Annotated in this window: 33 protein-coding genes and 1 tRNA gene; 21 read left to right on the top strand and 13 right to left on the bottom strand. The window is 52.4% G+C overall.

All coding sequences use genetic code 11. The features are described from left to right. The first annotated feature begins 85 nt into the window (after positions 1-85). Positions 86-697 (top strand): type VI secretion system-associated protein TagO, encoded by a 612-nt coding sequence (locus AC2FH0_RS02860; protein ID WP_496788518.1) that lies wholly within the window; start codon positions 86-88, stop codon positions 695-697. A 2-nt stretch (positions 698-699) separates the two neighbouring features. Here the strand turns inward: AC2FH0_RS02860 and AC2FH0_RS02855 are convergent, their stop codons facing one another. Further along, on the bottom strand, positions 700-1,146 hold the full coding sequence (locus AC2FH0_RS02855) for a helix-turn-helix domain-containing protein (protein WP_496788517.1): 447 nt from the start codon (positions 1,144-1,146) through the stop codon (positions 700-702). Between the two features lie 392 nt (positions 1,147-1,538). Here AC2FH0_RS02855 and AC2FH0_RS02850 point away from each other — a divergent pair, with 392 nt between their 5' ends. The 5 genes from AC2FH0_RS02850 (at position 1,539) to AC2FH0_RS02830 (ending at position 7,340) form a co-directional block, all read left to right on the top strand. Continuing rightward, the gene (locus AC2FH0_RS02850) at positions 1,539-1,871 is read left to right on the top strand and encodes a helix-turn-helix domain-containing protein (protein WP_496788516.1); all 333 of its coding nucleotides are present in this window, start codon (positions 1,539-1,541) and stop codon (positions 1,869-1,871) included. A 1,023-nt stretch (positions 1,872-2,894) separates the two neighbouring features. Then, on the top strand, positions 2,895-3,311 hold the full coding sequence (locus AC2FH0_RS02845) for a hypothetical protein (protein ID WP_496788515.1): 417 nt from the start codon (positions 2,895-2,897) through the stop codon (positions 3,309-3,311). A gap of 434 nt (positions 3,312-3,745) precedes the next feature. Beyond that, on the top strand, positions 3,746-5,362 hold the full coding sequence (locus AC2FH0_RS02840) for a DUF262 domain-containing protein (protein WP_496788513.1): 1,617 nt from the start codon (positions 3,746-3,748) through the stop codon (positions 5,360-5,362). Then, positions 5,355-6,164 carry a PIN-like domain-containing protein gene (locus AC2FH0_RS02835; protein WP_496788512.1) on the top strand — a complete coding sequence of 270 codons (810 nt, stop codon included), beginning with the start codon at positions 5,355-5,357 and terminating at the stop codon, positions 6,162-6,164. Before AC2FH0_RS02840 ends, AC2FH0_RS02835 begins: the two co-directional genes overlap by 8 nt. A gap of 447 nt (positions 6,165-6,611) precedes the next feature. Further along, entirely contained in the window at positions 6,612-7,340 is a 729-nt protein-coding gene (locus AC2FH0_RS02830) for a hypothetical protein (protein ID WP_496788511.1), read from the top strand. A gap of 200 nt (positions 7,341-7,540) precedes the next feature. Here the strand turns inward: AC2FH0_RS02830 and AC2FH0_RS02825 are convergent, their stop codons facing one another. Together AC2FH0_RS02825 and AC2FH0_RS02820 are read right to left on the bottom strand one after the other, a co-directional pair. Continuing rightward, the gene (locus AC2FH0_RS02825; RefSeq protein WP_496788510.1) at positions 7,541-8,710 is read right to left on the bottom strand and encodes an AlbA family DNA-binding domain-containing protein; all 1,170 of its coding nucleotides are present in this window, start codon (positions 8,708-8,710) and stop codon (positions 7,541-7,543) included. Between the two features lie 129 nt (positions 8,711-8,839). Continuing rightward, on the bottom strand, positions 8,840-9,457 hold the full coding sequence (locus AC2FH0_RS02820; protein WP_496788508.1) for a hypothetical protein: 618 nt from the start codon (positions 9,455-9,457) through the stop codon (positions 8,840-8,842). 740 nt (positions 9,458-10,197) lie between these two features. Between AC2FH0_RS02820 and AC2FH0_RS02815 the strand changes: the two genes are divergently transcribed. The 11 genes from AC2FH0_RS02815 to AC2FH0_RS02765 all read left to right on the top strand — a co-directional run bounded on the left by AC2FH0_RS02815 (position 10,198) and on the right by AC2FH0_RS02765 (position 15,257). Further along, positions 10,198-10,485, top strand: coding sequence for a hypothetical protein (locus tag AC2FH0_RS02815; RefSeq protein WP_496788506.1), 288 nt, complete (start codon positions 10,198-10,200; stop codon positions 10,483-10,485). Between the two features lie 221 nt (positions 10,486-10,706). Further along, a complete protein-coding gene (locus tag AC2FH0_RS02810) occupies positions 10,707-10,862 on the top strand; it encodes a hypothetical protein (RefSeq protein ID WP_496788504.1) in 156 nt (51 codons plus the stop codon). After that, complete coding sequence (locus AC2FH0_RS02805; protein WP_496788503.1) at positions 10,855-11,115, top strand: hypothetical protein; 261 nt, start codon at positions 10,855-10,857, stop codon at positions 11,113-11,115. Before AC2FH0_RS02810 ends, AC2FH0_RS02805 begins: the two co-directional genes overlap by 8 nt. 15 nt (positions 11,116-11,130) lie before the next feature. Then, complete coding sequence (locus AC2FH0_RS02800) at positions 11,131-11,883, top strand: ERF family protein (RefSeq protein ID WP_496788502.1); 753 nt, start codon at positions 11,131-11,133, stop codon at positions 11,881-11,883. Then, a complete protein-coding gene (locus tag AC2FH0_RS02795; RefSeq protein WP_496788501.1) occupies positions 11,876-12,490 on the top strand; it encodes a lambda exonuclease family protein in 615 nt (204 codons plus the stop codon). The genes AC2FH0_RS02800 and AC2FH0_RS02795 overlap by 8 nt, the downstream gene beginning before the upstream one ends. Next, a complete protein-coding gene (locus AC2FH0_RS02790; protein WP_496788499.1) occupies positions 12,487-12,759 on the top strand; it encodes a hypothetical protein in 273 nt (90 codons plus the stop codon). The genes AC2FH0_RS02795 and AC2FH0_RS02790 overlap by 4 nt, the downstream gene beginning before the upstream one ends. Next, the gene (locus tag AC2FH0_RS02785; protein ID WP_496788498.1) at positions 12,743-12,919 is read left to right on the top strand and encodes a hypothetical protein; all 177 of its coding nucleotides are present in this window, start codon (positions 12,743-12,745) and stop codon (positions 12,917-12,919) included. Before AC2FH0_RS02790 ends, AC2FH0_RS02785 begins: the two co-directional genes overlap by 17 nt. After that, the gene (locus AC2FH0_RS02780) at positions 12,919-13,392 is read left to right on the top strand and encodes a NinB/YbcN family protein (RefSeq protein ID WP_496788496.1); all 474 of its coding nucleotides are present in this window, start codon (positions 12,919-12,921) and stop codon (positions 13,390-13,392) included. The genes AC2FH0_RS02785 and AC2FH0_RS02780 overlap by 1 nt, the downstream gene beginning before the upstream one ends. Next, positions 13,389-13,772, top strand: a complete 384-nt coding sequence (locus AC2FH0_RS02775) for an HNH endonuclease (RefSeq protein WP_496788495.1) — start codon at positions 13,389-13,391, stop codon at positions 13,770-13,772. Before AC2FH0_RS02780 ends, AC2FH0_RS02775 begins: the two co-directional genes overlap by 4 nt. 250 nt (positions 13,773-14,022) lie before the next feature. After that, complete coding sequence (locus tag AC2FH0_RS02770) at positions 14,023-14,238, top strand: hypothetical protein (RefSeq protein WP_496700388.1); 216 nt, start codon at positions 14,023-14,025, stop codon at positions 14,236-14,238. Continuing rightward, positions 14,235-15,257: a site-specific integrase gene (locus tag AC2FH0_RS02765; protein ID WP_496788494.1), complete on the top strand. Its 1,023-nt coding sequence runs from the start codon at positions 14,235-14,237 to the stop codon at positions 15,255-15,257. The genes AC2FH0_RS02770 and AC2FH0_RS02765 overlap by 4 nt, the downstream gene beginning before the upstream one ends. Positions 15,258-15,378: 121 nt before the next feature. Here AC2FH0_RS02765 and AC2FH0_RS02760 read toward each other — a convergent pair. The 9 genes from AC2FH0_RS02760 to iscR all read right to left on the bottom strand — a co-directional run bounded on the left by AC2FH0_RS02760 (position 15,379) and on the right by iscR (position 23,036). Next, positions 15,379-15,455: transfer RNA gene (locus AC2FH0_RS02760), tRNA-Arg, on the bottom strand. Positions 15,456-15,521: 66 nt separating this feature from the next. Further along, the gene (locus AC2FH0_RS02755) at positions 15,522-16,742 is read right to left on the bottom strand and encodes a cysteine desulfurase (protein ID WP_496701050.1); all 1,221 of its coding nucleotides are present in this window, start codon (positions 16,740-16,742) and stop codon (positions 15,522-15,524) included. 14 nt (positions 16,743-16,756) lie between these two features. Next, positions 16,757-17,323: a YIP1 family protein gene (locus AC2FH0_RS02750; protein ID WP_496695491.1), complete on the bottom strand. Its 567-nt coding sequence runs from the start codon at positions 17,321-17,323 to the stop codon at positions 16,757-16,759. Continuing rightward, positions 17,320-17,805 (bottom strand): YIP1 family protein, encoded by a 486-nt coding sequence (locus AC2FH0_RS02745; protein ID WP_282027397.1) that lies wholly within the window; start codon positions 17,803-17,805, stop codon positions 17,320-17,322. Before AC2FH0_RS02745 ends, AC2FH0_RS02750 begins: the two co-directional genes overlap by 4 nt. After that, positions 17,805-19,085, bottom strand: coding sequence for a Fe-S cluster assembly protein SufD (gene sufD / locus AC2FH0_RS02740; protein WP_271947165.1), 1,281 nt, complete (start codon positions 19,083-19,085; stop codon positions 17,805-17,807). Before sufD ends, AC2FH0_RS02745 begins: the two co-directional genes overlap by 1 nt. Further along, the gene (gene sufC / locus AC2FH0_RS02735) at positions 19,085-19,840 is read right to left on the bottom strand and encodes a Fe-S cluster assembly ATPase SufC (protein WP_142633737.1); all 756 of its coding nucleotides are present in this window, start codon (positions 19,838-19,840) and stop codon (positions 19,085-19,087) included. The genes sufD and sufC overlap by 1 nt, the downstream gene beginning before the upstream one ends. A 70-nt stretch (positions 19,841-19,910) precedes the next feature. Further along, positions 19,911-21,431, bottom strand: coding sequence for a Fe-S cluster assembly protein SufB (sufB, locus tag AC2FH0_RS02730; RefSeq protein ID WP_142633735.1), 1,521 nt, complete (start codon positions 21,429-21,431; stop codon positions 19,911-19,913). Positions 21,432-21,449: 18 nt separating this feature from the next. After that, positions 21,450-22,529 carry a cysteine desulfurase family protein gene (locus tag AC2FH0_RS02725; RefSeq protein ID WP_496691220.1) on the bottom strand — a complete coding sequence of 360 codons (1,080 nt, stop codon included), beginning with the start codon at positions 22,527-22,529 and terminating at the stop codon, positions 21,450-21,452. 48 nt (positions 22,530-22,577) lie between these two features. Further along, a complete protein-coding gene (gene iscR, locus AC2FH0_RS02720; protein WP_142633731.1) occupies positions 22,578-23,036 on the bottom strand; it encodes a Fe-S cluster assembly transcriptional regulator IscR in 459 nt (152 codons plus the stop codon). 178 nt (positions 23,037-23,214) lie between these two features. On the opposite strand from iscR, the gene AC2FH0_RS02715 reads away from it, so the two are divergent. Genes AC2FH0_RS02715 through AC2FH0_RS02705 form a run of 3 tightly spaced genes read left to right on the top strand, consistent with a single transcriptional unit; the run spans position 23,215 to position 25,267 of the window. Further along, positions 23,215-23,868 carry an alpha/beta hydrolase gene (locus AC2FH0_RS02715; protein ID WP_142633729.1) on the top strand — a complete coding sequence of 218 codons (654 nt, stop codon included), beginning with the start codon at positions 23,215-23,217 and terminating at the stop codon, positions 23,866-23,868. Then, positions 23,868-24,113: a hypothetical protein gene (locus tag AC2FH0_RS02710; protein ID WP_142633727.1), complete on the top strand. Its 246-nt coding sequence runs from the start codon at positions 23,868-23,870 to the stop codon at positions 24,111-24,113. The genes AC2FH0_RS02715 and AC2FH0_RS02710 overlap by 1 nt, the downstream gene beginning before the upstream one ends. Further along, the gene (locus tag AC2FH0_RS02705; protein ID WP_496788492.1) at positions 24,110-25,267 is read left to right on the top strand and encodes an HD domain-containing protein; all 1,158 of its coding nucleotides are present in this window, start codon (positions 24,110-24,112) and stop codon (positions 25,265-25,267) included. Before AC2FH0_RS02710 ends, AC2FH0_RS02705 begins: the two co-directional genes overlap by 4 nt. 54 nt (positions 25,268-25,321) lie before the next feature. Here AC2FH0_RS02705 and AC2FH0_RS02700 read toward each other — a convergent pair whose 3' ends face one another. Further along, a complete protein-coding gene (locus tag AC2FH0_RS02700) occupies positions 25,322-25,453 on the bottom strand; it encodes a hypothetical protein (protein WP_271947174.1) in 132 nt (43 codons plus the stop codon). Between the two features lie 175 nt (positions 25,454-25,628). Between AC2FH0_RS02700 and AC2FH0_RS02695 the strand changes: the two genes are divergently transcribed. Next, positions 25,629-25,964, top strand: a complete 336-nt coding sequence (locus AC2FH0_RS02695; RefSeq protein WP_142633723.1) for a DMT family transporter — start codon at positions 25,629-25,631, stop codon at positions 25,962-25,964. Positions 25,965-25,992: the final 28 nt, after the last annotated feature.

Raw genomic sequence — 25,992 nt, 5'->3', positions numbered from 1 at the left:
GATTAGCCATAGTTCTAGTGATTTTATCTACGCAGATTCTCATAAATTCGGCGCATAAAGCCAAAATACGACCAAGGACCTCCTTATGAAAAAACTGATTTCCGCTACAGCGTTTGCACTTACATTTTCCGGCCAAACAGCTCTGGCTTTGGGCGAGTGCGCAACGATAGAAAACGATCTTGATCGCCTTAGCTGCTACGACAAAGTTTCTGGTCGCACACCCGAGACAATTGAAACTTCTCCTTCCGGAGGAGACTGGCATCTTCGTAAAGACAGATCTGACTTTAAGGACACTACCGATGTTTTCCTGTCGGTTAGGTCCAATGAGCCCGCTCAGTGTGGTAGGTATAAGTCTCCGGAAAAAGCTACTTTGATGATCAGATGTATGGAGAATACGACGGCCATTTTTCTGATCACAGAGTGCCACGTGGCATCTGGCCACGGAGGTTTCGGAGTTGTGGATTACCGCATTGATGACCAGCCTGCAGGTGACAGGAACTTTGAAGCCAGCACAGACAACAGAGCGCTTGGGCTCTGGCGTGGTGGCAGCTCTATTCCGTTCATTAAGAAACTGATCGGATCTGATAAACTTTTGATGCGCTTCACCCCGTACAATGAATCCAAAACTACCGTCAAATTCGACACTACTGGATTGGATGAGGCTATTCTGCCCTTGCGCGAAGCTTGCAACTGGTAGCGTCATAGTGCGACCTCGGATAAGGCATTTTCCAGCTCTGTGATCCGCTGTCGAAGGTCCGCAAGCCTCGGCTTCAGCCGCGCTTTTTCCTGATGATCTACCCGACCATCTTCCAGACACTCAGCCAGTAACCCACCTGTAGACAGGAGTTCCGTCAAAAGCTGTTGGGGCGTGATGTCCGTTGGTTCGGTCGATCGCACCTCGAAAGGCATATGCTTGATGGTTGCGGCAAAGAAGGCCTGCCCCATAACCGAGCAGAGCGACTGATACCGCTCAACCGATGGCATTGCCTCCCCTGCCCGGTAACTCTCTATGGTCCGCTGAGAGACGCCACTGGCTGCGGCAAGCTCGGCGCAGGAGTAACGACGGCCGCGGCCAACAAACAGGCACAGAGCTGATTTGAGCGATCTTTGCGCAGCATCTTGCGAAACGACAAGGTCATTGCTCATTGGAACGCCGCCGATCCGGTGCCATGTTCAGCACATGTCAGGAAGTGATTTGAGTACGAGAACATTATCCGGGAGGCCGTCATTCCGCGGTCTCCACGCTGGCTCTTTCTGGCTGGATGAAAGCAAAGACCTCATCCGGACACTCTATGCCCCTTTCGGCACACAGGTTTGAAACGACCCGATACCAACGAGGAGAGAACTTACCCGCAGCGATAGCGTTAGTAATCGCAGCCTTCGATACGTTCAGAGAGTCTGCCAGCGGCTTACGCCCTACCTCTTCACATATTTGTTCAACCGTCATCATGAACGCAAGTTAGTACATTAATTATGTACCTTCAAGGGAAACAAATCCAATACGTTCACATTTTGTGTACTGCCACTAGAAATAGAACATGACTTTCGAAGAAAAAGAACGACTTGCTCGAACTCGAGACTCGTCTATGGAGGCCGCGGGAATACGCCTGCGAGCTGCTAGACAGGCTATTGATTTTAGCTTGGAGCAGTTTGGGGCTGCGATTGGTAAAGGAAAGGCCGCTATCAGCAACGCAGAGAAGGCAAGATCGTTTCCCAGCCGAGATATGATGCTGTTCTTACATCGTGAACACAGGATAGACTTCAATTTCCTGATCGTTGGTGAGTTTGTTCAGCTGCCTCAGGACGTTCAGGATCGCCTCTTCGCGCGACTTTCAGACGAAGGTAGTGAACCGGGTCAAACACCCAATTAAGATTTACTCCAAACTTTGAAAGCACAGCGCCAATCATAAAAACAGACGCGCTTCGAAACCTAGCATCCCACTTCATAAAATCCCCCTATTCATCGAAATATCGCAGCAGAATCCCGCGCTCGCGGAAAGGGAGGAGTGAAAGGCGCTCAAGGATAGATCCGAGCTGACCATCTCTCACATTGCGAAAACAACATACTGGAACATTTAGTGAACATCTAGTCACGAGATATGGTGAGAGTCCGCCTAGGGCACGACTATCCCGCCACCTGGGACACCAGATGTTGTAACCATTGGGCATTTTGGGCCTCGTTTCCTAGATGTTGATTTACAGCGCCCTGGAAAGCTGCGCTTGCCACATGGGCCAGTCAAGGAAATCCTGGAAATACAACCAAATACTATCACTAGTGATGGCAAATACTCCAATTGGTAGTGAAAGGGTGCGTGGATCTGGAAAATCAGCCAATCAAAGTTCTGCTCGCCGCGAATCGCTAGGGTGATCTGCCATGCAGACTGTCATCCCCCCTACTGAACCCCACCACCACCATTAACGTGTGCATTTGATAAATATATGATTGCACTGAAGTCGGTGTCAGGGTGAGATTTGGGGACGCTGCCCTTACTTGATTGCCGAACTCAACCTTGTTTGATGCAGAAGTGGAAATGCCGCTTAGGATATTCGCCCCTTAGGCAATACTAAATACCCCTCGAAATACCGGGTATTTTGCTTCAAGGGTGTCCTTGCAATAATCCCGACAAACCGAGCACGTGAATCCCATTTGGCTGTGCGCCCAATCCTGAGGGACTGTGTATCTGATCGAAGCAATCAATGCAGGTGGACGCCTAAGCTTGCAGATTGAGTCCGGAACGACATATGCGGCCCGATGCATGAAAGTCAGCTTTGACACACCAGCTGTCTGGCAGTGATTGTGATTTCCAAAACCGCTTAAATCTTCGTCGGAATGAGCCGTTGGCAGGATTCTGTTGTTGCGGGATTCCAGAATTCGTTGATACGGTGCCTGTCTGATGATCTACAGAGATGTTCAATTCAACCTGGCCTTCATTGAAGGTGAAGGTAACGTGGCGAACATGCCGGCTCACGGCGGTATTTACGCCGAGGTTCACTGGCCTACCCGATCTATTCGGATTGGCGAAACGGGAAACTCGATGCGCGGGCGTAACCGCTCTCATATGAGGTGGGCCGACAAACATCACAATGGTACACACAACGAGAAAGAGGCCGCTCGGCAAGGCATCATTGTCGATCTTGCGAAGGAATGGGGCTCTGTGGGCCTTGAATACTACGTTATCACTGAAGATCTGAGAGTGCGTGAAGACCGAGAGCTGCGTGTGGATTGTGAAAAGCGCCTCCACGAATGGGCGCGAATGCAAACAGAATTCCGAAACATCAACACCCAGCGAAGCTACCGAACCCGAAACTAATGTTCATCTTCTATGCGCGAATGGCCGATTTGCCTGAAAGCGCAACAGCAGACCTTCCGTAGATATCCGAGATATGGCGGAGGCGGACATCCCTGGTTTGGTTGACTCAAGCAAGTAGGCCACACAGCTGCCTATCGCTGCATACGCAAAATGATCATTCCGCATGGTGGAAACTGGACGAATGCTGCGTAGGGCAAGTCACGTACGGTGGCTGCATAGGTTGACAGACATTTCTTGCTCCGCAGTTAGAAAACCCAAACTTGCATTCCTGTTAACAGTGTTTTCCTGCAATCTTTCGGCGGTATAAAACAAGGGTTTAGCATCAGCACTGAGAAGCATGTAATTGCTTGGCAAATTTCGTTGAATACCTCTACAGCTTGCTGCAGGTTGTTGCCTGACACAAAGTACGACAATGGAAAGACGATGAGGTTCCCGTGCAGACTGAACTAAATGCAAGTGCCAGCACAGCCGGATCGCTCTTCGCGAGTTCGGAATTCGAAGTACCACCGTTTCAGCGAGAGTATTCTTGGACTAGTGATGAGGTCAGAGAGTTCTTTGGAGATATTCAGGGCGCCCTTGACCAAGAGAGCTATTTCTTGGGGTTGATCATAATAACAGAAGAGAAAGCCCGTCGACAAATTGTGGATGGGCAACAGCGGATTGTTACACTGAGTTTGCTTGCTGCAGCACTCTACCACGAAGCACAGAAACGTGGCCGAGAAGCACTGGCAGATCGCCTCAAAGCGGATTTTCTGCGTTCGATTAACTACTCTACCGATCAAACAGATCCTCGCGTCGTCTTAACCGATCCCAGAGATAACGAGACGCTTCAAGACATCCTTGACAATGGCCCGAAGGCTAAAAAGGCTAAGGATGCAGAAGGAGTTTCAGCTCAAATGCGCGCTTCCTTTGATTTGATTTCAAAAGCTTTGGCGACCGATTTAGCTGCGGACCCTTTCAAGCGACTTGGTAAATGGACGGAGTTCATAACGCACAAGCTATACTTTGCCGTGTTTGCACACCCCGATCCTGCCACAGTTTACAGCTTGTTTGAGGTTATCAATACAAGAGGTAGAGATTTGACAACTGCAGATCTGCTGAAGAACTACATTCTGAGCCAAACCGCAGAAGCCAATAAACTTGAGATCTACAATCGTTGGCAATCACTTTCGACCGCTTTTCCAGCTTCCGGCACTACGAGCTTTGTTCAATTCATCCGGCACACTGTTACTGTAAACAGTGGTCATGTGTTACCTCGCGACCTATTCGCATTCCTTGCTGGGCGAAGCAAATCGGTTTCTAAGGAGCCGCCGACAGCCAACGGTTTGCTGGATTTATTAGAAGCGCGCTTCCCGCTGTACTCCCAGATGATGGACCCAGCTCTTTCAGGACCCGCTGATGACTTTGCACTAAGAGTGTTTCTTGCACTTAATCAGCTGAATGTGATTACTGTCCGTCCGCTCATGATGGCAATCAGCGATCTGGTGAATCCGCATGAGGGGCTTGAATATGTATTGAAACTGGTTGTTCGGCGGATGGTTGTCGGAACACTTGGTACTGGCAACATTGAAAGACGGTTCTCCGATGCCGCTAGGAAGGTCTCCGACGAGAAAACGTGGGAATTCCTGAAGACCGAGTTTTCAGATCTGAATCCCAGCAAAGACGACTTTGTAAATCAGTTAAAGAAACGCTCCTTCAATAAAGGCACACTAACATTCCTGCGAAGCTCGATAATTGGCGATACGATTGTTCCCAGTGAATATGAAACGCTACACTTTATCCTCCCTCGAACAGTGACTGGTTGGCCCGGTTTTGATGATGACGAACGTTCAATATGGGCGCCGCGGATTGGCAATACCTTCCTGTCAATTGAAAGTAGGAGACTGGAGGGAGCATTGACCTGGGCTGGGTTCAAGCAAGTGTTGATGCCTACCGCTGCAGAAGGTGAATGGACAGATGTGTTGAATGAATACGCTGAATGGAATGTCGAAGCTGTTAAGGCGGTTGGAGGAGATTTGGCGGAGGCTGCTGGGGAAATCTGGTATGACTAACGGTGCCTCACAAAGTGCCGATGAAATAGTTGAGCGCATGATAGCAGTTTTTGACCGACAGGTTGAAATTCCTGCTCTTGGCGCACTAGTTTCTGCCCTCAGAGTCTCTTCTGCTACAGCCAGTTTAGAAGATGCGGCAATCGCAATTGACGCAAATGCAGTACTCAGGATACCTCAACATCGCAAAAGCACAGACATCGTCGACTACCTTTCAACACAACACTCCGGTCCAACAATATTGCCGGGCCAAGTCATTCAAGAGTACTGGAACAACCAGCTTGCCGCTGTAGACACTGTCTCCAAGGGCATGCAGAAGAAATATGATTCTTTTAAAACAGAAGTCGGAAGATACAACCAAACTAAAGGCGATGCGTTTTTGAAAATCAGCGAAGGTCTCGAAGCCTTTAAAGACGATAATAGTGAATTGTTCCATCCCGACACAGTTCATAAAACGCTTACTTTTCTTGAAACTTTGTCTGAGAAGGCGGTTGTTCCATACGCTCCGCGTCAAGTGTTTCATCAAATTGCCGAGCAACGGAAAAGAGTCAAAACCCCACCCGGTTTTCGCGATGATGGCGATGGTGATTTCTATGTCTGGGTAGATGTGCTCTTTGGCCTGAGCAAAATGATGAAAGATGGGGTGACACCCTCCAGACTGATACTGGTGACTAATGACGGAAAGATTGATTGGTGTCGTGAAGGCGAGGCACACCCAGTTCTTTGTGCAGAAGTTAAAGCTCTTCTGGGAATTGAATTTGAAATTTGGACACTGGACAAATTTTCTCAGGCCGTAACGGGATAGTATTGCAATCTCGGACAAGCCCACCGGAAAAATAGGCAACAGTTGATCAACTACCTGACATTGGCTTTTTCGTACTTTACAACAAAATCTGGTAGTTCGAGAATGACACATTAGCGGGCAAAAATGTCCTGCCAAATTACCGGTATTAGCGGAGCTACGAAGCAGCTTCATAATTTGTGGCCAATGTCAGCTATGGGCTCTTACCCCAATCGATGAGATCCGCAGAGAATGTCGGCTGCGAGCCCATAGCCGCCGTTGATCATGTCTACATCTTTTGCTCTTGCAGCAACGCCTAAACCGCACCGTCCGGATATCATATCTGGGTTGAACATCTGCTTGATGACCCGCAGCTGCCTGGCCTAGGGTACCGCGTGACGCAATAACCCATAAGTTTTTTAAACTGCAGAATAAATCTGCCTGCTACTCCACCTAAGAAGGACAGTTTAATTGGGATTCTACGGCGAAGCAGATTTACAGCACATGCGGGAAAAGTTCTTTGAACTAAAAAAACAGCATGAAGAGCAACTTTTGAGTGTTGCAAGTCGTTCATTCACTACCTCAAAAGGCGATGAGTTTGCGAAGCATGGTTTCCTTCGCAGATGCACCATACTCTGGAAATGTGTGGAGAATGCTTTTGCAACCATCCCCCCAGAACTGAACGTTGTTCCACATCAGGATGCGATCTATAACGTCACTATTCAGCTTCATTGTTTTGTGATTCACATCTTCGGCGCATGCGACGATCTTGCGTGGATTTTAGTTCACGAGAAACGGATCACTAAACCTGATGGTTCGGATTTACCGCCAAGCTGGATTGGGCTTCGAAAGACGAACAAGGCTGTTCGAGCCGAATTGTCAGACGATATGAACACTGTGCTGGATCGACTTGAAGACTGGTTTAAGCACGTTGAGGAGTTCCGGCACTCTCTGGCTCATAGAATTCCGCTTTATGTTCCACCCCATTTAGTTCAGCATGACCGTGAGGACGACTATCATCGCCTAGAAAGGGAAAGTTTGGAGGCCCTATTGAATGGTGATGTGGACAAGCACCTCCAACTGCAAGAGGAGCAGGCAGCTCTTACCTTCTTCCGGCCGTGGTTCACGCACTCTTTCTCGGAGAACGCACCGCATATGTTATCCACCCCCAAATGTTGGCGGATTTCGGAGCAGTGCTAGAGATAGGTAAAGCGACGCTTAGCGAACTAACAAGTTGACCAGGGCACGATACAATATTGCATCGTCTTTCAGCCTTAGAGAGCTTGAGGCGCTCAACCTGCAGAGGTTTGCCTTGCGTGCAACGAAAGAAGTGGACGATTTCCGCCATCTGTAATGACATCGCTCTAGACAGTCATTACACGCTATCTATCTGCCAATATCTATCTGCCAATCCATGTTCCGTCCGCATGAAATTCGAAGCACCTTTCAAACCCGAAAGCGTTCCAGACGAAATCCATCTGCTCGGCGATCACAGCCTCATAGTTATCATCGTCCCGATACTCGGTTATTACAGACGGCGGCAAGTGAAGTTCGTCACGATTATACGGGGGAGGTGGTTCACACTTGGAGGGATCGACCGACATGCGTACGTCATTCACATTCATTGCAGATATTTGCAGCAGGACCGGGGGTGAGGCATCAAGCGAGCGTAGGCCTTTCATGTAGAGGTTTGTTGCTTTGAGAAGTTCCTCTGGGAAGACTTGGCTTCCGAATTTTCTGTGACCGTCAATTTCTTGAAACAACCCAACACTAACGGCCTCAAGAGACCCATCCCGAAATACTTGAGTGTAGCCATTTCGGCGGGTACCGCCTTGGAACTTGCAAAAGCCGTCCAGATTGATTTGCCACGCTCCTCCGGTCTCACCTACCGGGTTAAAACAACTGTGCTGGGCTTTCATAGCTGGGATTTCGATTCGACGTGCGGCGCCAAAATCCGAGAGCGGTATGAAGTGCATGACAACGGCACCATTTGACACCGGGATAGGCATGGCTCCATCATTGCTTAGTATTTTCAAGAACCGTTCGCCGACGAAAGTCTTGGCTCTTTCTTCAATGTTTCTCCGAAGGCCGAAGAGTTCGCGTAATTCTCCCAGCGATAATTCATGAGTACCGGCAGAGTTTCTTGCGTAATATCGATTGCTATTTCTGAAGATGACGCGATGCGGTGGATTATAACTTGGCGGAACGTGGACCAATATGAGGCTCCCACCAGCGACATCGATACGTTTCATCCGTAGCCCAACTATTGTGGGTTCGATTCCTGTTCTCACAATGCCTTCTAGCCGCTGCAGTTCGTCATCCACATCGAGCTCAGACAAAGGGGTTAGAGCAGACGCTGCTCCGTCATCCTCATCCATACCAAGAATTAGGTAGCCGCCTAGGGTATTGGCAAAGGATGAAACATCCTTGAGAAGTTCCTTCTTGTCTGCATCTGCCTTTCCGTAAGTTTCTCTCTTAAAGTCGAGATGCACTGACTCAGTTGCGCCTGACGTGATTAGTCGCTGCATAGTTTGCTCGTCGATCACGTCGAAGTTTTGGCCAAAAAACATAACTTTCCTTTGTTCCAAATGCTAAAATTGCTTCTTTAGCGATTTCGGCTCGCCGCATCTTAAGAATTTGGTTCTCGAGCCCGGATTAGCTAATTTCTTTGTAAAGTGCTGTTTCTTCAACGCTCTGCTTTATGCGCCAAAGGTGGACGCCAGCAAACCTATTATCCCTGTTGCCACAAGGTTGCCACTTGCACCCTCAGCAACCGACTTGATTGATTGAAGAGCGCTGCGAACCTCCAGCGGCGAGGGCGCGGGTTTTGAACTCTCGCCCTCCAATATGGAGATTGGCGCTTCTAGCAGGCCACGGACGTCTTCAGGAAGATGAGCAAGGACAGGGCGCACTTGAGAAATGAAACCCTTTATTTGATCTGCTGAGATATCGGCTGAAACGTTAGTAGAGTTATCAGTCGAGTTGATGTTAACTCTCGCGTTTGAGCCATGGAAATTGTTGGTGATACCCTGAACCACGGTCGTCTGTTCAGCTGGACTTCCGGCTCTTACAACTTTGATCTGAAAGTGGGCACTAACCCCCATATCCAGATCGAAGAAGGTTGGTTCCTTAACTTCGTAGTCTTCGACTAAACCATTAGGTAGTTTGCGCAAAATGTGATCACCAACTTCCACACGCAAAGTTTCGTCTGCAGAATAGATCATATCTCGGACAACAAGGGCGGGAATGTTCTCCTTTTCTACCTTTCCAGTTTTTTTCACAAGAGTTACTCTATCCTTGTTGAAATCATTCATCATTTTCCAGTCTCCTATCTCAATCCTTCGGTACTAAAAATCAGAGCACCGGTTGTGGGCCGCCGGCGCTGATCAGCAAGTAGAATGAACATTTTCTTTGACCGGCTTGAAATGATCAAAATCAAATGCACGCCATGGTAGATCACCACTATTTCACTTATGGATTACTGGTCGCGAAACTCCAGACGTATCTGTAAATATCACTAAATTTCCGAATGTTGACGCCACGATAGACCTAATGCTGCGCTCGCAGCGAACGGCAGCTTAGTGGCCTTTGCTGCCAAGTAGGCTGCGGCACGGCGATTGGGGCCATCGGTCTTTCCTTAATTGATTGTTTGCAAATTTAATTCGTCCAGTATGCCTCATGGACGGCCTTTGGTGCAAATTCCCGGACACCCTACTACAACTGCAAAACTCAGATCGGGAGCGCGCAGTAAGTCTAGTTAGAGTTCTTCTGAGCGAGTTATGTTTGGGTGCTTCTCAGATCGAATAAGCCATCCCCTATTCCCAAGGATAGCTGTTCTTGATGGTTCCGCTGCCTCAGCCGCCTATCCATACTCTCATGAGCACCAGCCTAGGTGAAGTTGTCCAAGGATAGATCCCAACTGATTCTTCTTTTGTGAATTTGTTTATCAAGACACACACGGGCACTTTGTGTTGTGGTACATTTTTTTTGTACTTTAGTCCTTGTGTGTACATTTTTTATGTACTATTCTCCTTCTTGTGACGAGAAGGAGACGGCCATGAGACACATCCAAATCATAGAAGCGGCACAGGTGCAGCGCGGGATCATTCCTCAGACGTTTGTATGTGCCTGCTGCGGTTCTGAACTGGATCGTGACGATCACATGAAGGATCACTTTCTCGCGGAACATGAGGAAGAACTCACCAACCGTTACGGCCCGAACGTCTGCTTTGGTTGCGCGGATGATTTCGACCCAGAACAGCCCTGCCCCGATTGCGGTCGTGAGGTCTGCGCTTGTGACGATGCTTATGACGCATTGGTGTCTGAACAGATTTTGGCGGAGTGATGGCGATGACCCACCTCCCCCTTTCCCCCGCGCCTATCGAGCAGGCGCAAGACCCGGCAGGACCTACCAAAGCCACTCCTGCTCACGGAACCAAGGCACGTTCCTGTCGGGGCAATTTAGGCGCAGTCACCAGTGTTGTTGGTGACGAGTTCGCGTCAGAGGCCACTCCCAGGCCCCAGAGGATGGAAGGTCCTTCATCTATTCAAGCTGCCTTCGAGCGCATGAACGCCGCGCAAATGCGCCGTGACGCCCGCGAGAGCCTGCCCTTCGGGGCCAAGCTGCTGATCGGAGTGTTCTGCGGCCTGCTGGCAGTCTCAGCCGCCCATGCGCACCGAACCTATGCCCTGCAAATGAATTGGGAGCGGATCAATGAGTGACTTCCGCTTCATCCCCGACCTGTCTCACCCCAAATACGAGGACGCGAAAATCGAGAACGCGGAATACCGTCGCTCGGTGGGGAACATCCTCAACCTCTTGATACTGATGGTCATTGCCCTGGCGTTTCTCACGGTTTTTTGGGCCTACCAGATCTCGCAACCGTTGTCCCGGGATTGCGAGTACGACCTCGGCGGGTGTCACGCCTCTATCCCGCCTGCCGAGGTCAACAACACATTCCAGTTTCAGCCCTGAAAGGAGACCTGAGCTATGAGTACCCTTGCCAAGATCGATGAGACACCCACACTTCCGGCTGATCCAATGGTTTCCATGATCGAGCGCGTGGCCTTAGACCCCGGCGCAGACATCGACAAGCTGGAACGAATGCTTGCGATGAAAGAACGCTTAGAAGACAAAGCGGCTGAGACCTCATTCAATGAGGCCAAGGCCGATGCTCAGGCTGAAATGCCAGCTATCGCCGCGCGGCACGACAACGACCAGACACGCAGCAAATTCGCAAAACTCAAAGACATTTACGACGAGTGCAAGCCAGTCCTTGCCAAGCACGGGTTCAGCTTTAGCGCTGTTCCGGTCATCGGCGGGCGCGACGGATACATCAACATGCGTTGGACGTTGAGCCGCGCTGGTCACTCCGTCAGCGACGTGTCCGAGATTCCTATTGATGACCGCGGGATGAAGGGTGCTGCGAACAAAACACAGACCCACGCCTATGGCAGCACTACGTCTTACGGTCGCCGCTACTTGTTTTGCGCCGTGTTCGATATTGCCATCGGCGATGACAATGACGGAAATGGTGTTAGCGCGGTCGAGACAGTCAGCCCCGAACAATACATAGCGCTGCGCGACAAGCTAGAAGAAAGCGGAATGGAGCCCCGCAAGTTCCACATTGCGTTTGGGCACAAAAGCCCAGACACCGCAGATCTACAGCAATTTCCGGCGACTTTGTTTGAAGACGCCATGGGTCGCCTCAACAAGTACGTGGAGGCGAAAACTAATGGTTGAGCAAGGCAGCCCAGAGTGGCACCAGGAGCGGCTTGGAAAGGTTACGGCATCGCGAATAGCTGATGTGATGATGAAGCCCACAACGGCGGGCTATCAGAACTACCAAGCTCAGCTTATTTGCGAACGTCTGACCGGCCAGCCAACCGAGACCTTCACCAGCACAGCCATGCAGCACGGCACAGATACCGAGCCGCAGGCGCGGGCAATGTATGAACTGTCGTGCGGTGTTGATGTGGTCGAGGTCGGCTTCATCCCGCACCCATCGCTTGCCATGACCGGCGCGAGCCCTGATGGCCTCATAGGAGATGTGGGTCTTGTGGAAATCAAATGCCCGCAGCCTGCAACCCACATCAAGACGATCACTGGCAAAAACATCGACCGCAAGTATCTGCTGCAAATGCACTGGCAGATGATCTGCACAGGTCGGGACTGGTGTGACTTTGTTTCTTTCTGCCCTGCCCTTCCCCATGACCTGCAGCTTTTCGTCAAGCGCGTTGAGCCTAACGCCGAACTATCCGAGGAAATCACTAAGGCGGTGACACAGTTTCTCGCAAACGTCGGCGCCATGACGGACGCGCTCACAAAAATATCTAAGGAGGCTGCATGACGTTCCTCGAAGCTCTCGAAAAAGTGAAAGCGGACGCCGAACAGTGCAACAGGCGCCTTAGAGCGGTGACAGGCGTTGGCCAAAAGCCCAACTACGGCGCAGGCCAGGGGAGAACCAAACCTGTCATTCAAAGGCGCTTGGCGGTTCGACAGATGATGCACTCCACGACCATTGCAGAAATGGCAGAGCGCCTTGGCGTGAGTGTTTCCACCATCAAAGGCGACATCATCACCAACAGAACGGAGGATGAAAATGCAAGCCGTAACTGATGCCGTTGATGTGTATTTCAAGCGAGAGTCCGCCGCGATGGCGACGCCTCAAGGTGCGGATCATTCCGAACTTATCGAGCAGGTCGCGGCTGAAACAGGCATCGAAACCGATGTCCTAACCGAGGCCATCTTTGCCGCCAAAGTCATGGGCGCGAACTGATGCCCCATCGCGTGATCGACACCAAAGACGACCTTTCTGAATTCACCCGGTTCCTTGGCAACTTGAAACTGCCGATCACTGTGGAATGGGTTCAGGGGCGGGATCGCACCAAGGACCAAAATTCTCTGCAGTGGCTCTGGGCCGCTGAGGTCGCCCAACAGCTTGGCGACAGGGATGCGGCTGATGTGCAGGCCGACTGGAAGTTGCGCCACGGTGTCCCAATCATGCGTGAAGACAGCGCAGAGTTCCGTGAAGCATATGACTCGATGATCAAACCCCTGCCCTATGAGACCAAACTGCGCGTCATGCGTGATCTCGACTTCGGTGTGACCCGCCTGATGAAGGTTCGCCAGATGGTCCGATACATGGATACCATTCAGCGCGAGAGCCTTCAAATGGGGCTACACCTGACCGAGCCGGATCCGGAACTTGCCAAGTACCAGAACCGCTATCGCCAGAAAGACGCGGCATGACGGGCCGAGCGACCAAAGAATGGATCGGCGCCACGCCTGACACGCGCGTTCCGCCTCGCGTTCGCCTGAGGGTGTTTGAAGCGCACGGCGGCATGTGCGGCATCACCGGGCGCAAGATCCAACCCGGTGACGCTTGGGATATCGACCACGTCCAGGCATTGGCCAACGGTGGCGAGAACCGCGAAAGCAACCTGCAACCGGCGCTGAAAGAGGCTCACAAGGCAAAAACCGCAAACGACGTCGCTCGGAAAGCCAGGGACCGTCGTATTCGCTCAAAACATCTCGGAATCCACCAGAGCAAGACACCCCTGCCCGGTGGTCGCAATTCCAAATTCAAACGCAAGATCGGCGGCGGTGTCGTTCTCAGAGATGAAGATTGAACACCCTGCATGGTGCCGGGTGCCCCTTCCCGTTGGTGAGTGGCGGGAAGGGGAAAAGGAGACAACCGTGGGAACGGCCAAAAGCATACAGGAGCATTCGCGAGTGACTACTGAGATACATTCGATCAGCGGCGCTGTGATCGCCCAAGCGGCAATCCGATACCGGCGGTGAGGGCCGGCTGGTCAGAAAATGACCCTACCCCATGACCCGCTTATCCCTTGAGCAGAAGGACGAGCCAAAGGAGGGAATATGAGCTTCCAGTTTCCACCACGACTGATGCAGGCAAAGGCTGCCGCGTACTATTTGGGTGTCTCGACATCCAAGTTCCGCGGCCTCGAATTGCCCTGCAAAAAAGACGGTGGAAACAAGTTATACGATATCGCCGACCTTGACGCCTATGCCGACAATCTCCCTTATGAGGGCAAACAGGGGCAAGAAAACACATGCGACAGGGTATTCGGTTGAAGGGCATCAAACGGATAACCAAGCCAAATGGCAGCGTTTATGTCTATCGCCGTGTCGGTGGGTCTTTGGTTCCCCTGCCGAATCTTCCCGAAAATGACCCGCGTTTTCTTGAGGCGTATCTTGCCGCCGGAAGTGCTGAACCCGAAAAAAAAATGCGCGCAAAAGCGGGGACGATTGCCGCAGCTATTGAAGCCTTCAAGGGCTCCAAATCTTTCGAGGGCCGCGCACCCAGCACGCAATTAGTTTGGCGGCGTATTCTCGATCAATTGAGCGAAGCCTACGGCGTCAGCAAAATCACGGATCTGCGCACCTATCACATCAACAAGGATCTCGCGAAGGTATCAGCCGGAGCGGCCCGCCCCCGTCGGACGATCTGGCGCGCCCTTCTGGAGTACACAAAAGAACAAGGTGCGATCGACACCAACCCGGCGCGGGATGCTGTAATCTCGAAATACGACCCGAAGCCACATCAACCCTGGACAGCCGCCGACATCAGTAAGTTCCGAAAGCATTGGGCAATCGGCACACCGGAGCGACAGGCAATGGAAGTCGTGTTTTGGACCGGAGCGAGATGCGTTGATGCACGAACCCTAGGATGGCAGAAAGTTGAAGACGGAATACTGGAATTCGTCCAGCAAAAGACCGGCGGGACTGCCGTTGTGCCGATCACTACCCCGCCACCGCCCCTACTTGAAACCGACCAGAAGATGTTCCTCGATAGCATCAGCGGCGACATGATTTGGATCACCACGCGCAATGGAAAGCCGCGAAGTCAGAAGGCATTGTCTCAGTTCATCAGCGCGGCCGCATCATCCGCGGGGCTGCCCGACGACAGGACTGCCCACGGCCTGCGAAAGGCCCGCGCAATATCTCTTGTCTACGCAGGATGGACACCACACCAGATCGGGGCTTGGACCGGCCACGACAGCCTGAAAGAGATCGAGGATTACACCAGGGATGTGAACAAAAGGGCGCTGGTTTCTGGCGAAAGAAAAGTCCTAGACATAAGGAAGCGATAGTGCCTCGCAAAAAACAATCCGAAAAAGAGAACGAACAAAGAATGAATTTGGGAAACCGCTTGAAAACCAAGTGGAAACCAGCTGGATAAGCATTTGATTTGTATTCATAATATTTGTTGAATGGCGCACCTGAGAGGATTCGAACCTCTGGCCTCTGCCTTCGGAGGGCAGCGCTCTATCCAGCTGAGCTACAGGTGCCTGCGCCGTTAGCTAACCTTGTTCCGGTCCGGGTGCAACTGAAAATCGACCCGGATCAAACAGGTTTCACGCGAACAGATCATGCGCAAGTTCAAGCGCTTCGATCAGGGTATCGACCTCATCTTTCGAGTTATAGAGACCAAAACTTGCGCGGCATGTCGCGGTGACTCCGAGGAAATCCATCAATGGTCCAGCACAATGGTGCCCGGCCCGAACGGCGACGCCCTTCTTATCCAAAATCGTCGAAATGTCATGCGCGTGGCCTGCACCGTCCAAAGTGAAGCTAAAGATCGCCGCTTTGTCCGGCCGTGTCCCCTGAAGCTGAATCCAGTTCAGCCCCGCAAACCTCTGCATCGCATAGTCTCGGATCCCGGCCTCATGAGCAGCAACGTTGTCCATCCCCAAATCCATCAGATAGTCCAGAGCGACGCCCAGTCCGATGGTTTGCACGATGCCAGGAGTTCCCGCCTCGAATTTCATCGGTGGATCATTGTAGATCACCTGATCCTTGCTGACCTCTTTGATCATGTCACCGCCACCGATAAACGGGCGCATTTCGGCCATCCGGCCAGATTTGATGTAAATCGCTCCCGATCCCGATGGGCCATAAAGCTTATGCCCGGTGATGGCGTAGAAATCGCAGCCGATATCCTGGACATCGACCGGCATATGCACGGCGCCTTGACTGCCATCCACCAGCACCGGGACGCCTTTGGCATGGGCGCCTTCGGTGATGGCTTTGACATCCACAACCGTGCCCAACACGTTCGAACAATGGGTCACCGCGACCAGCTTGGTTTTTGGACCGATGGCATCAATGACAGCTTGCGGATCAAGCCCGCCATCCGCATCCACATCCACCCATTTCAGCACTACTCCCTGACGCTCGCGCAGGAAATGCCAGGGTACGATGTTTGCATGATGCTCCATCACACTCAGAACGATCTCGTCCCCGGCCTGAAGACGCGGCATCGCCCAGCCATAGGCGACCAGATTGATGCCTTCGGTCGTGCCCGAGTTCAGAACAATTTCATCTTCATCCGTTACGCCCAGAAATCGGGCAATAGTTCCACGAACGGATTCGTATTTCTCGGTCGCCAGATTGGACAGATAGTGCAGCCCGCGATGCACATTTGCATATTCTTCGGTATAAGCCCGCGTCACAGCGTCAATGACAACCTGTGGCTTCTGAGCTGATGCTCCATTGTCCAGATAGGTCAGCGGCTTGCCGTTTACCTCTCGGGACAGGATCGGAAAGTCAGCGCGAATTTTCTGCAGATCGAACATCGTATTTTTCTTCCCTAGACCGGGCCGTTGGGTGTGAACATGAGGACAAATGAGATTGAAATCAGTGCGGATAACAGAATGACCCCAAAAGATTTCAGCATCGAGTTGAACTTATGAGCTTCATTCAGGAAATGCATTGAGACGTAAAGGCTGACAAGTGCGGTCGCCAGCAAAAACATGACCATCATAAATGGAACAACCATCGAAACGATCAGCGTCACCGACATCGCTGCGATCTGAAGGAATTGCAGCCAGATCGTCAGGATCAGGATATCTTTGAATGTCGCAACGCCCCCGATAGTACGACCAACAAAAAGAAGAGCCACCACGCTGAGCAGCATCGCGCCTGACGAACGCAGAAGGTTCAGAATAACAGGATCAGAAACGGGAAGCGGTTCACCCTGCGGGACAGGGACCATCTGTTCAATACCAATTTGGATGGCACCGTTCAGAACGACAGCCAGAAAGAATGCCAGCCAGACAACTTCACGCCCGGGACGCAGATCCAGCAACCGTCTTGCCGCTTCGGCAGGGTTGGTCAGGGTCAGAACAGCAATCTGACTCAGCACGGCGGGATTCATTCCGCATACCTTTGCGCTTGCCTAAGGCCCGAAAACCAGAACCACAGGAATACGACGAACCAGACCAACCCGACAGTGGTCATGGTTGTCCCCGGACCGATAAAACCAGCGACAAGCCCGTTCAGCAAAATCAACGGCGTCGAGGATAGCAACGCCCAGAACAGAGCTAACCTTGCGCCATAGGCAGTCCCCTTTCCGCCGAACAGACGCGCCGCACCGTGGGACACGAAGGCCAGAAGGTAGAAGAACAGCGGCAAGATAATGACCGTTCCAAGCAAGGCACCGCCCAACAGCATGTTAAGCTCGAGGTCTTCGAGATGCGCCTGTCGGGACAAACGTGGCAGTTGCGCAATGAATGCCACCACGCAGAACGCCATTACAAAGACCAAAGCGCGGTCCTCACGTTCGCCCAAATCCAAAAGCCGGCTTACAACCCGGCCTGGTCCACGGTATGTGGCCACTATATCCGACGTTACCGGCATCAGCTTCGCCGAGAAAGCCAGCCTTCAAGGCGGTCAACCATAGCCTCCGCAAGGCCTTCATCCTCGATCTCTTCCACAGCCTCGGCCAGGAACGACAAGGTCAGCAAATTTGTTGCCTCTTTGACGGGCACACCCCGAGACCGCAGGTAGAACAGAGCCGTTTCATCAAGCGCACCTGATGTCGAACCGTGCGAACAGACAACGTCATCGGCATAGATCTCAAGCTCGGGCTTGGCGAGGAACTGACTATCATCATCCAGTAGCAAAGACTGGCTGATCTGATACCCATCTGTTTTCTGAGCGCCCTCTTTCACAAGGATCTTGCCCTGAAACACGCCGGTCGCGCCGTTCCGCAGCACCTTCTTGAACACCTGGCGGCTTTCGCAACCAACCGCGTCATGGGTGACGAATACCGTGTCGTCATGGTGAAAATCACCATCTCCGACGCAGGCACCGGCCACATGCGCCACCGCATCATCGCCGGTCAATTCGATCACCTGTTCGTTCCGGGTCAGAACACCGTTCATGGTCAGGGTGAAGGATTTGTAGACAGAATTGGCACCCAACCGTGTAAACATATGCGTCGCCGCACGACGCTCGTGGTCACGACCCTGGGCCCGCACATGGTGCAGCGAGCCACCATCGGCAATGTCAATTTCCATACATTTGTTGAAACGCGATGCCGCCGGCCCGTTTTCGAGAATGGTAACCTCGGCGTCAGTTTCGACCCGTACTACGTGATGCAGGATCGCATCCGAATCCTCGGACGCATGGCGATAGATCAGGCTGATCGGTTTCGATGGCTTACCGGTCACATGGATGGCCACGCCGTCTGATGCAAATGCGGTGTTCAATGCGGCCAGCGGGCGCTGAACCGGAACTTGTCCATTCGCTTCAAGAACGCCATACAAGTCTTTGGCCCAATGGATATCTTTGCAGCAAATATCTTCAAGCCGGTCGATCGAAACACCTTCGAGCGTCAGATCATCGGACTCTTCGGGATTGAACACTCCGTCAACGAAGACAATCTTCAAGCGGTCGAATTCATCGAACATTTGCGGCTCGTCCGACTCGAACAGCGCCGCATGCGCTGCATCAGCCGATACGAGCGTATCGGGTTGGGTGTATTTCCAGTACTCGTCGCGCCGGCTGGGCAAGCCCATTTGGCGCACACGGGCAATCGCATCCTCGCGCGCAGCGCGAGTACATCCGGCATCGGGCAACGACAGGACGGCCAGCCGCTCCTCCGTCGCAGTCTGTTTTGCTTGGGGCAACGCCATCAGTTCACCTCGGCCAAAATGTCGGCATAACCGTTGTTTTCGACCTCAAGTGCCAACTCGGGACCGCCAGTTTTTACAATCCGCCCATCGGCCATGATATGTACGACATCAGGTTTGATGTGGTCCAGAAGGCGCTGATAATGCGTGATAACAAGGAAGCCACGCGCTTCGTCGCGCAGCGCGTTCACGCCCTCTGCAACCAATTTCATCGCGTCTACATCCAAACCGGAATCTGTCTCGTCCAGAATGCACATTTTGGGCTCGAGCATGGCCATTTGCAGTATTTCGTTGCGCTTTTTCTCACCGCCAGAAAAGCCAACATTCACAGGGCGCTTCAGCATATCCGCATCGATCTTCAACGATTTGGCCTTGGCGCGCACCTCTTTCAGGAAATCGGCTGCCGAAAGCTCTTCTTCCCCACGGGCCTTGCGCTGTGAATTCACAGCGGTGCGCAGAAAGGTCATGTTGCCAACGCCCGGGATTTCAACTGGATATTGGAACGCCAGGAAAACACCAGCTGCTGCGCGCTCTTCCGGTTCCATCTCGAACAGGTTCTCACCACCAAGGGTCGCCGAGCCTTCGGTCACTTCATACCCATCCCGACCGGACAGCACATAGCTGAGCGTCGATTTGCCCGAGCCATTTGGCCCCATGATCGCATGTACCTTGCCAGCCTCAACCTTCAGGTCGACACCTTTGAGGATTTGCTTGTCTTCTTCTTCAAGTTTGACGTGCAGGTTTTTGATTTCCAGCATGTTTATTTCCTTTGGCGTATCGCAAGAGGGTCATGCCCCCTGTATGTTCTGAATTCAGGGAAAGTCGGGATTAACCCACAGATCCTTCGAGACTGATGGCCACCAACTGCTGGGCCTCCATCGCAAATTCCATTGGCAGTGCCTGTAGCACGTCCTTGCAGAACCCGTTGACAACAAGGGCCACGGCCTCTTCCTCGTCCATTCCGCGCTGACGGCAATAGAACAGCTGATCATCATCGACCTTCGACGTCGTCGCTTCATGCTCGACGCGCGATGAGTTGTTCTTGACCTCGATATAGGGCACCGTATGCGCCCCGCATTTGTCACCGATCAGCAAGCTGTCACACTGGGTGTAATTGCGGCTGTCCTTGGCTTTCGGATGCATCGAGACCAACCCGCGATAGGTGTTCTGCGCCTTGCCCGCGCTGATCCCTTTCGAAACGATCCGAGACTTGGTGTTCTTGCCGAGGTGGATCATCTTGGTGCCAGTGTCGGCCTGCTGATAATTATTGGCAATCGCGATCGAATAGAACTCACCCTGACTTTCATTACCGCGCAGGATGCAGGACGGGTATTTCCATGTCACGGCAGAGCCGGTCTCCACCTGCGTCCACATCACCTTTGACCGGTCGCCGCGGCAATCCGCGCGCTTGGTCACAAAGTTATAGATGCCACCCTTGCCATTCTCATCCCCGGGGTACCAGTTTTGAACGGTCGAGTATTTTACCTCGGCATCTTCCTCGATAATGATTTCGACCACGGCAGCATGCAGCTGCGCAGTGTCGCGCTGAGGCGCAGTACAGCCTTCCAAGTAGCTGACATAGCTGCCTTTATCGGCAATGATCAGGGTACGTTCAAACTGACCGGTGTTCTCCGCATTGATGCGGAAATAGGTGCTCAGCTCCATCGGGCAGCGTACGCCCGGCGGGATGTAGACAAATGACCCGTCCGAGAACACGGCCGAGTTCAGAGTGGCATAGAAATTATCGGATACCGGAACCACGGTGCCCAGGTATTTCTTGACCAGCTCGGGGTGTTCCCTGATCGCTTCAGAGATCGAGCAGAAGATCACACCTGCCTTTTTCAATTCCGCCTGAAAGGTTGTGCCAACGGACACCGAGTCGAACACCGCATCCACGGCCACTTTGCGCCCTTCGGCGGGCATATCCTCGGCACCTTCGACGCCAGCCAGAATCATCTGTTCTTTCAGTGGGATACCAAGCTTTTCGTAAGTGGCCAGCAGCTTCGGATCCACTTCATCCAGCGATTTCGGCTTTACCTCCATCGATTTCGGACGGGCATAGTAATACTGGTTCTGGAAGTCGATTTCGGGATAGCTGACCATCGCCCATTTCGGCTCTTCCATCTTGGTCCAGCGTTCGAACGCGGCCAGACGCCATTCGGTCATCCATTCCGGTTCTTCATTCTTGTCCGAGATCAGACGGACGATATCGGGGTTCACGCCTTTTGGGGCGTATTCCATCTCAATATCGGTGTTCCAGCCGTATTTATAGGTTCCGGCCTCGCGCACCGCATCAACGGTTTCCTGATCGACACCTTCTTTTACCTGAGTCTGGTCCAAAGCGGCCATGACTTATCCTCCGTCAGATCACGCGGCACGCGCGCGATGCTTTTTCTCTTTTTCCAGCCACGTATCCGCGAAACGCAGCACATCATCTTCTGTCGTCCAAGGGCCGAGCGATACGCGAATTGCGCTGGCTGCCGTTACCTCGTCATATCCCATTGCCGTCAGAACTCGGCTGGTCTTTACCTTGCCACTTGAACAGGCCGAACCTGCGCTGATCGCAAATCCAGCCAGATCCATCTGCATAACCTGCGTCTCCCCTTTCCATCCGGGAGTTGCAAAACACAAAGTGTTGGGGAGTCGCTCCTGATCTTTCCCGACAAAAATAGTCGCTTTCGATCCGGCCTCAAGAGCGTTCTCTAGAATATTTCTAAATTTAGCAACATTTTCCCAAACACCGTTAGCCAGATCTTTCACTGCGGCCTCGGCAGCGGCACCAAAACCCGCGATTCCAACAACGTTTTCCGTCCCGGAGCGCCGGCCCATTTCCTGCCCGCCACCAACAGCAAGCGGGTTGATGTCCAGCCCTTGTTTTAGGATCAGAGCGCCAACACCCTTAGGACCGCCGATTTTATGCGCCGAAAGAACCGCCATATCCGCATCGCTCCAGGCGAAGGAAAAGGGTATACGGCCAACAGCCTGCGTAATATCCAGCAACAACCAATCGGCGCGCCGTGCGCCATAGGGCCACTGACCTTCGACCTTTTTCGGTGGCAAGGTAACGATACCTGTTTCCGAATTCGCCAACCCCATTGCTAAGATGTGACCAGGTCCGAACGGGCGTTCGTTGCAGTTCGATAGATCAAGATGCGACCAAAGCGCGTCATGCGCCGTTGTATCGACGAACACATCGCAATTATTCGGTCTATTTTGCAGGACCCGAGCCGCTTCGGTCGCACCTGAGGTGAAAATAACTTCCTGCGGTCGGCACCCGACAGCTTCGGCCACCTGCGCCCGTGCACGCTCGACCATGGCCTTTGCCGCTCGTCCTTCAGCGTGAACCGAGGAAGGGTTACCGATCTGATCCATTGCCGTGATCATCGCATCGCGCGCTTCGGGGCGAATTGGCGTTGTGGCGTTATGATCAAGGTAAACACGATTCATGGATGCACCTTTTGGCAACCAAAGAGACTTGGACAAAGCAAATTCATCTTACTCGTCCACGACCGCGAACAGATTGGGAACAGCCGGACAGGGTGCCAAGTCGTTCCTAATCACATCAGAAAGCCGCGTTTGATGCAGAAACACATAAACATGGGCACTTAGCCCTTCCCACAATCGGTTGGTCAGCGATTGCGCACGACTGCCCGATGAGGCCCCCGATGCCCCTGCCCCCTTTTTCAACGCGTCTACAGTTTCGTCGACGGCGGACAGAATTTCGACTACACGGATTTCCGACGCAGGGCGCGCCAACCGATAACCTCCGCCCGGACCGCGCACTGACGAGACAAGCTCGGCCCGGCGCAGCTTTACGAACAGCTGTTCAAGATAAGGCAACGAGATGTCCTGCCGTTCGGAAATTTCGCTCAGCGTTACCAGTCCGTCAGAAGACTGAAGAGCGATATCAGCCAAGGCCACCATCGCGTAACGACCCTTGGTCGAAAGCTTCATTCTCATTCCCTTATGGCAGTTAACGCGCGAAATCATTGACGCCGCCGCTGCCAGTGCGTATCTCCGACTGACAGCGCCCTTGCGCCGACTATCACAATTAGAACCGTTCTAAGGTGTCCGACGATTATCGTCAAGTATTTCCGGACACCCAGAAGAAAAAGACAGGACCTATGCACACATGCCCGAGGTGATTTTTCCCGGACCCGAAGGCCGCCTGGAAGGCCGCTACCACCCGCAAAAGGAAAAAGACGCACCGATCGCCATCGTGTTGCACCCGCATCCTCAATTTGGCGGGACCATGAACAACAAGGTGGTCTATAATCTGCACTATGCGTTCTACAACATGGGTTTCACTGTGTTGCGGTTCAACTTTCGCGGTGTTGGCCGCAGCCAGGGCGAATATGACCAGGGCGTAGGCGAGCTGAGTGATGCGGCATCGGCACTGGACTACCTGCAGTCGATGAACAACAATTCGAAACACTGCTGGGTCGCAGGGTTCTCGTTCGGAGCCTGGATCGGGATGCAACTGCTTATGCGCCGCCCTGAGATAACCGGTTTCATCAGCGTTTCTCCGCCAGCCAACATGTATGATTTCTCGTTCCTGGCGCCCTGCCCCTCTTCGGGTCTGATTATCAACGGATCCTCTGATCGGGTGGCCCCGCCTGCAGACACCACTGCTTTGGTTAACAAGCTGCATGAACAGAAGGGCATCACAATCACCCATAACGAAGTTGAGGGTGCTGACCACTTCTTTCAGGATCGCCACATGGATACGCTGATCACTGATGTAAGTGACTATGTGAAACGGCGGCTGACAGAGAACACGCGCTAATGTCCGACACGATCATCAGGCTTGCTTCCAAGCTGGCCGAAGACACAATGAAAGTGATGGACGAAACCGGTAACGACCGCTTCTTCATGGAAGTTGGCGAAGTGATCGGGGCGTCCTCACAAACATTGGAAGAAGCATTCCTGACCGAGATCCGTGTCCGGATGGCCGAACGTAAGGCCCGCAAGTTTGTCGTCGAAAAATTGACCGAACATCGGTCAAAACTGAAAGCTATAGAAAAACAATGACGCAAAGACTGTCCGCGCAAATCGACTTTCTTAAACGCGCGGACAGGTTGAAATCTGTCAATCGTGCCAACGCCTTGTTGGATCAGTCTCGCCCAGAGAACGCGGCTGAGCATAGTTGGCAACTGGCGCTTTGGGCCCTGGTTTTGGAACCGGTTGCCGGGCCAGACGTGAATATCGACCGCGTGATCAAAATGCTACTGCTGCATGATCTGGTCGAAATCATCGTAGGCGATCACCCGATTCACCTGAAAACAGATTGGAAAGCACTGGAATTGGCGGAACAAACAGCTGCTGAAGAGCTGTTTGGCATGCTGCCTACGGATCAGGCCACGACGTTTCTGGCTCTTTGGCAAGAATTCGAGGCCGACACCACTCCGGACGCGAAATTCGCCAAGATTCTGGATCGGTCGCAACCGATGTTTCAGGTGCTGTGTGCAGAACGGCCAAACCCAGAGCATTTAGCTGTCGTGAATGACAACCTGAAACAAGGTCGCGCTGCCTATCTGCAACAAGCTTTCCCGGACGCATATAATCTTGCCCAAGCACTGCTGAATGGAGGCAAACTCGAAACCTCCGAGCTTTCTTTGCGTTTGGGTTTCTTGTCCGAAACTGACCAACTCAAATCGGTTCAGCGCGCATCGCGTCTGCTCTATGATAACCGGTTTGAGAATTCAGCCGAACATTCCTGGCACATCATGCTTTTTGCCTGGGTCCTGTCCGAATATGCAGCCCCTTCCGTTTCTGTAAACCACGCCCTCAGGATGCTTTTGCTGCACGACATTGTTGAAATTGACGCCGGTGATCACCCAATTCATGGGCAGGTCGACCACGCGGCACAAGCCGCCGAGGAACTTGCTGCGGCGCAAAGGTTGTTTGGAATGCTCCCAGAGGTCCAAAATCAAGAATTCATGTCGATCTGGCATGAGTTTGAACAGGCCGAAAGCCCCGATGCCTGTTTCGCCAAAGCGATTGATCGCTTCCAAACCCCGGTTGGCAACCTCGAGACCGGAGGCGGTTCCTGGATTGATTACAACGTCACATACGAACAAATCCACAGCCGTGTCGGCACGGTGATTATTCCCGGTGCACCAGCCCTGTGGGCATGGCTGGATCCGTTGCTTCGGGGTTACTTTTCTGAGACTGCAGAAGGCTGAAAACACAGCGGAAAAAGGAGCATAACACCCCTTTTTCCTGTATTCGGCAGTCGCTTAAACCGATGTACCAATCAATCGCTCAACATTTCGGGCTGCTTTTGTTTCGACGGACCCCCCGCCAGCAAGCCACCCAAGCGCAACAATAAGTGCCGAAAGAGCGATGACGTATTTTGCAAATTTCGTCATGGCGATACTCATAAAAAAAACACGATAAAACGCGGACAAAGTATCACATTGCCGAAAATCCACATAGTCGGGTAATCCTGACCCCTGACGGATGCCTGTAAACTCCTGCTATCGCTTGCGCGTATCGGTCATTTCGTGCTCAACCCAATGCAACCTTATTGAATGCGAGACCCCCGTGCCCAAAGCATATCTTCTACTGCTGTTGGCAGTTGTTGCCGAAACGATTGGTACAACTGCACTTCAGGCCAGCCAGCAATTCAGCCGGTTCTGGCCGTCAGTGCTTGTGGTTGTTGGCTATGGAATCGCCTTTTATCTGATGGCCCTCACGCTCAAATACATGCCGGTTGGTATCGTCTATGCGATCTGGTCCGGTCTTGGAATCGTGCTTATTGCCATCATCGGTTTCATTGTCTTTGGTCAGAGGCTGGATTTACCCGGGATTGCTGGACTCAGCATGATTTTGGGTGGAATACTAATCATACACCTCTTTTCCGGTACAGCAGGACACTGACGATCGGTTAGGGCTGGCATATTTCGCC

Source organism: Ruegeria sp. CDSC051 (assembly GCF_059610665.1).
The sequence above is the reverse complement of the archived record's forward strand: the minus strand, read 5'-3'. Positions and strand labels throughout refer to the sequence as shown.

Excerpts from the sequence above, each read along its gene's own strand:
- AC2FH0_RS02860 (WP_496788518.1), top strand. The coding sequence starts at position 86 with ATGAAAAAACTGATTTCCGCTACAGCGTTTGCACTTACATTTTCCGGC.
- AC2FH0_RS02855 (WP_496788517.1), bottom strand. The coding sequence starts at position 1,146 with ATGAGCAATGACCTTGTCGTTTCGCAAGATGCTGCGCAAAGATCGCTC.
- AC2FH0_RS02850 (WP_496788516.1), top strand. The coding sequence starts at position 1,539 with ATGACTTTCGAAGAAAAAGAACGACTTGCTCGAACTCGAGACTCGTCT.
- AC2FH0_RS02845 (WP_496788515.1), top strand. The coding sequence starts at position 2,895 with ATGATCTACAGAGATGTTCAATTCAACCTGGCCTTCATTGAAGGTGAA.
- AC2FH0_RS02835 (WP_496788512.1), top strand. The coding sequence starts at position 5,355 with ATGACTAACGGTGCCTCACAAAGTGCCGATGAAATAGTTGAGCGCATG.
- AC2FH0_RS02825 (WP_496788510.1), bottom strand. The coding sequence starts at position 8,710 with ATGTTTTTTGGCCAAAACTTCGACGTGATCGACGAGCAAACTATGCAG.
- AC2FH0_RS02820 (WP_496788508.1), bottom strand. The coding sequence starts at position 9,457 with ATGATGAATGATTTCAACAAGGATAGAGTAACTCTTGTGAAAAAAACT.
- AC2FH0_RS02815 (WP_496788506.1), top strand. The coding sequence starts at position 10,198 with ATGAGACACATCCAAATCATAGAAGCGGCACAGGTGCAGCGCGGGATC.
- AC2FH0_RS02810 (WP_496788504.1), top strand. The coding sequence starts at position 10,707 with ATGAACGCCGCGCAAATGCGCCGTGACGCCCGCGAGAGCCTGCCCTTC.
- AC2FH0_RS02805 (WP_496788503.1), top strand. The coding sequence starts at position 10,855 with ATGAGTGACTTCCGCTTCATCCCCGACCTGTCTCACCCCAAATACGAG.
- AC2FH0_RS02800 (WP_496788502.1), top strand. The coding sequence starts at position 11,131 with ATGAGTACCCTTGCCAAGATCGATGAGACACCCACACTTCCGGCTGAT.
- AC2FH0_RS02795 (WP_496788501.1), top strand. The coding sequence starts at position 11,876 with ATGGTTGAGCAAGGCAGCCCAGAGTGGCACCAGGAGCGGCTTGGAAAG.
- AC2FH0_RS02790 (WP_496788499.1), top strand. The coding sequence starts at position 12,487 with ATGACGTTCCTCGAAGCTCTCGAAAAAGTGAAAGCGGACGCCGAACAG.
- AC2FH0_RS02785 (WP_496788498.1), top strand. The coding sequence starts at position 12,743 with ATGCAAGCCGTAACTGATGCCGTTGATGTGTATTTCAAGCGAGAGTCC.
- AC2FH0_RS02780 (WP_496788496.1), top strand. The coding sequence starts at position 12,919 with ATGCCCCATCGCGTGATCGACACCAAAGACGACCTTTCTGAATTCACC.
- AC2FH0_RS02775 (WP_496788495.1), top strand. The coding sequence starts at position 13,389 with ATGACGGGCCGAGCGACCAAAGAATGGATCGGCGCCACGCCTGACACG.
- AC2FH0_RS02770 (WP_496700388.1), top strand. The coding sequence starts at position 14,023 with ATGAGCTTCCAGTTTCCACCACGACTGATGCAGGCAAAGGCTGCCGCG.
- AC2FH0_RS02755 (WP_496701050.1), bottom strand. The coding sequence starts at position 16,742 with ATGTTCGATCTGCAGAAAATTCGCGCTGACTTTCCGATCCTGTCCCGA.
- AC2FH0_RS02750 (WP_496695491.1), bottom strand. The coding sequence starts at position 17,323 with ATGAATCCCGCCGTGCTGAGTCAGATTGCTGTTCTGACCCTGACCAAC.
- AC2FH0_RS02745 (WP_282027397.1), bottom strand. The coding sequence starts at position 17,805 with ATGCCGGTAACGTCGGATATAGTGGCCACATACCGTGGACCAGGCCGG.
- sufD (WP_271947165.1), bottom strand. The coding sequence starts at position 19,085 with ATGGCGTTGCCCCAAGCAAAACAGACTGCGACGGAGGAGCGGCTGGCC.
- sufC (WP_142633737.1), bottom strand. The coding sequence starts at position 19,840 with ATGCTGGAAATCAAAAACCTGCACGTCAAACTTGAAGAAGAAGACAAG.
- sufB (WP_142633735.1), bottom strand. The coding sequence starts at position 21,431 with ATGGCCGCTTTGGACCAGACTCAGGTAAAAGAAGGTGTCGATCAGGAA.
- AC2FH0_RS02725 (WP_496691220.1), bottom strand. The coding sequence starts at position 22,529 with ATGAATCGTGTTTACCTTGATCATAACGCCACAACGCCAATTCGCCCC.
- iscR (WP_142633731.1), bottom strand. The coding sequence starts at position 23,036 with ATGAAGCTTTCGACCAAGGGTCGTTACGCGATGGTGGCCTTGGCTGAT.
- AC2FH0_RS02715 (WP_142633729.1), top strand. The coding sequence starts at position 23,215 with ATGCCCGAGGTGATTTTTCCCGGACCCGAAGGCCGCCTGGAAGGCCGC.
- AC2FH0_RS02710 (WP_142633727.1), top strand. The coding sequence starts at position 23,868 with ATGTCCGACACGATCATCAGGCTTGCTTCCAAGCTGGCCGAAGACACA.
- AC2FH0_RS02705 (WP_496788492.1), top strand. The coding sequence starts at position 24,110 with ATGACGCAAAGACTGTCCGCGCAAATCGACTTTCTTAAACGCGCGGAC.
- AC2FH0_RS02700 (WP_271947174.1), bottom strand. The coding sequence starts at position 25,453 with ATGACGAAATTTGCAAAATACGTCATCGCTCTTTCGGCACTTATTGTT.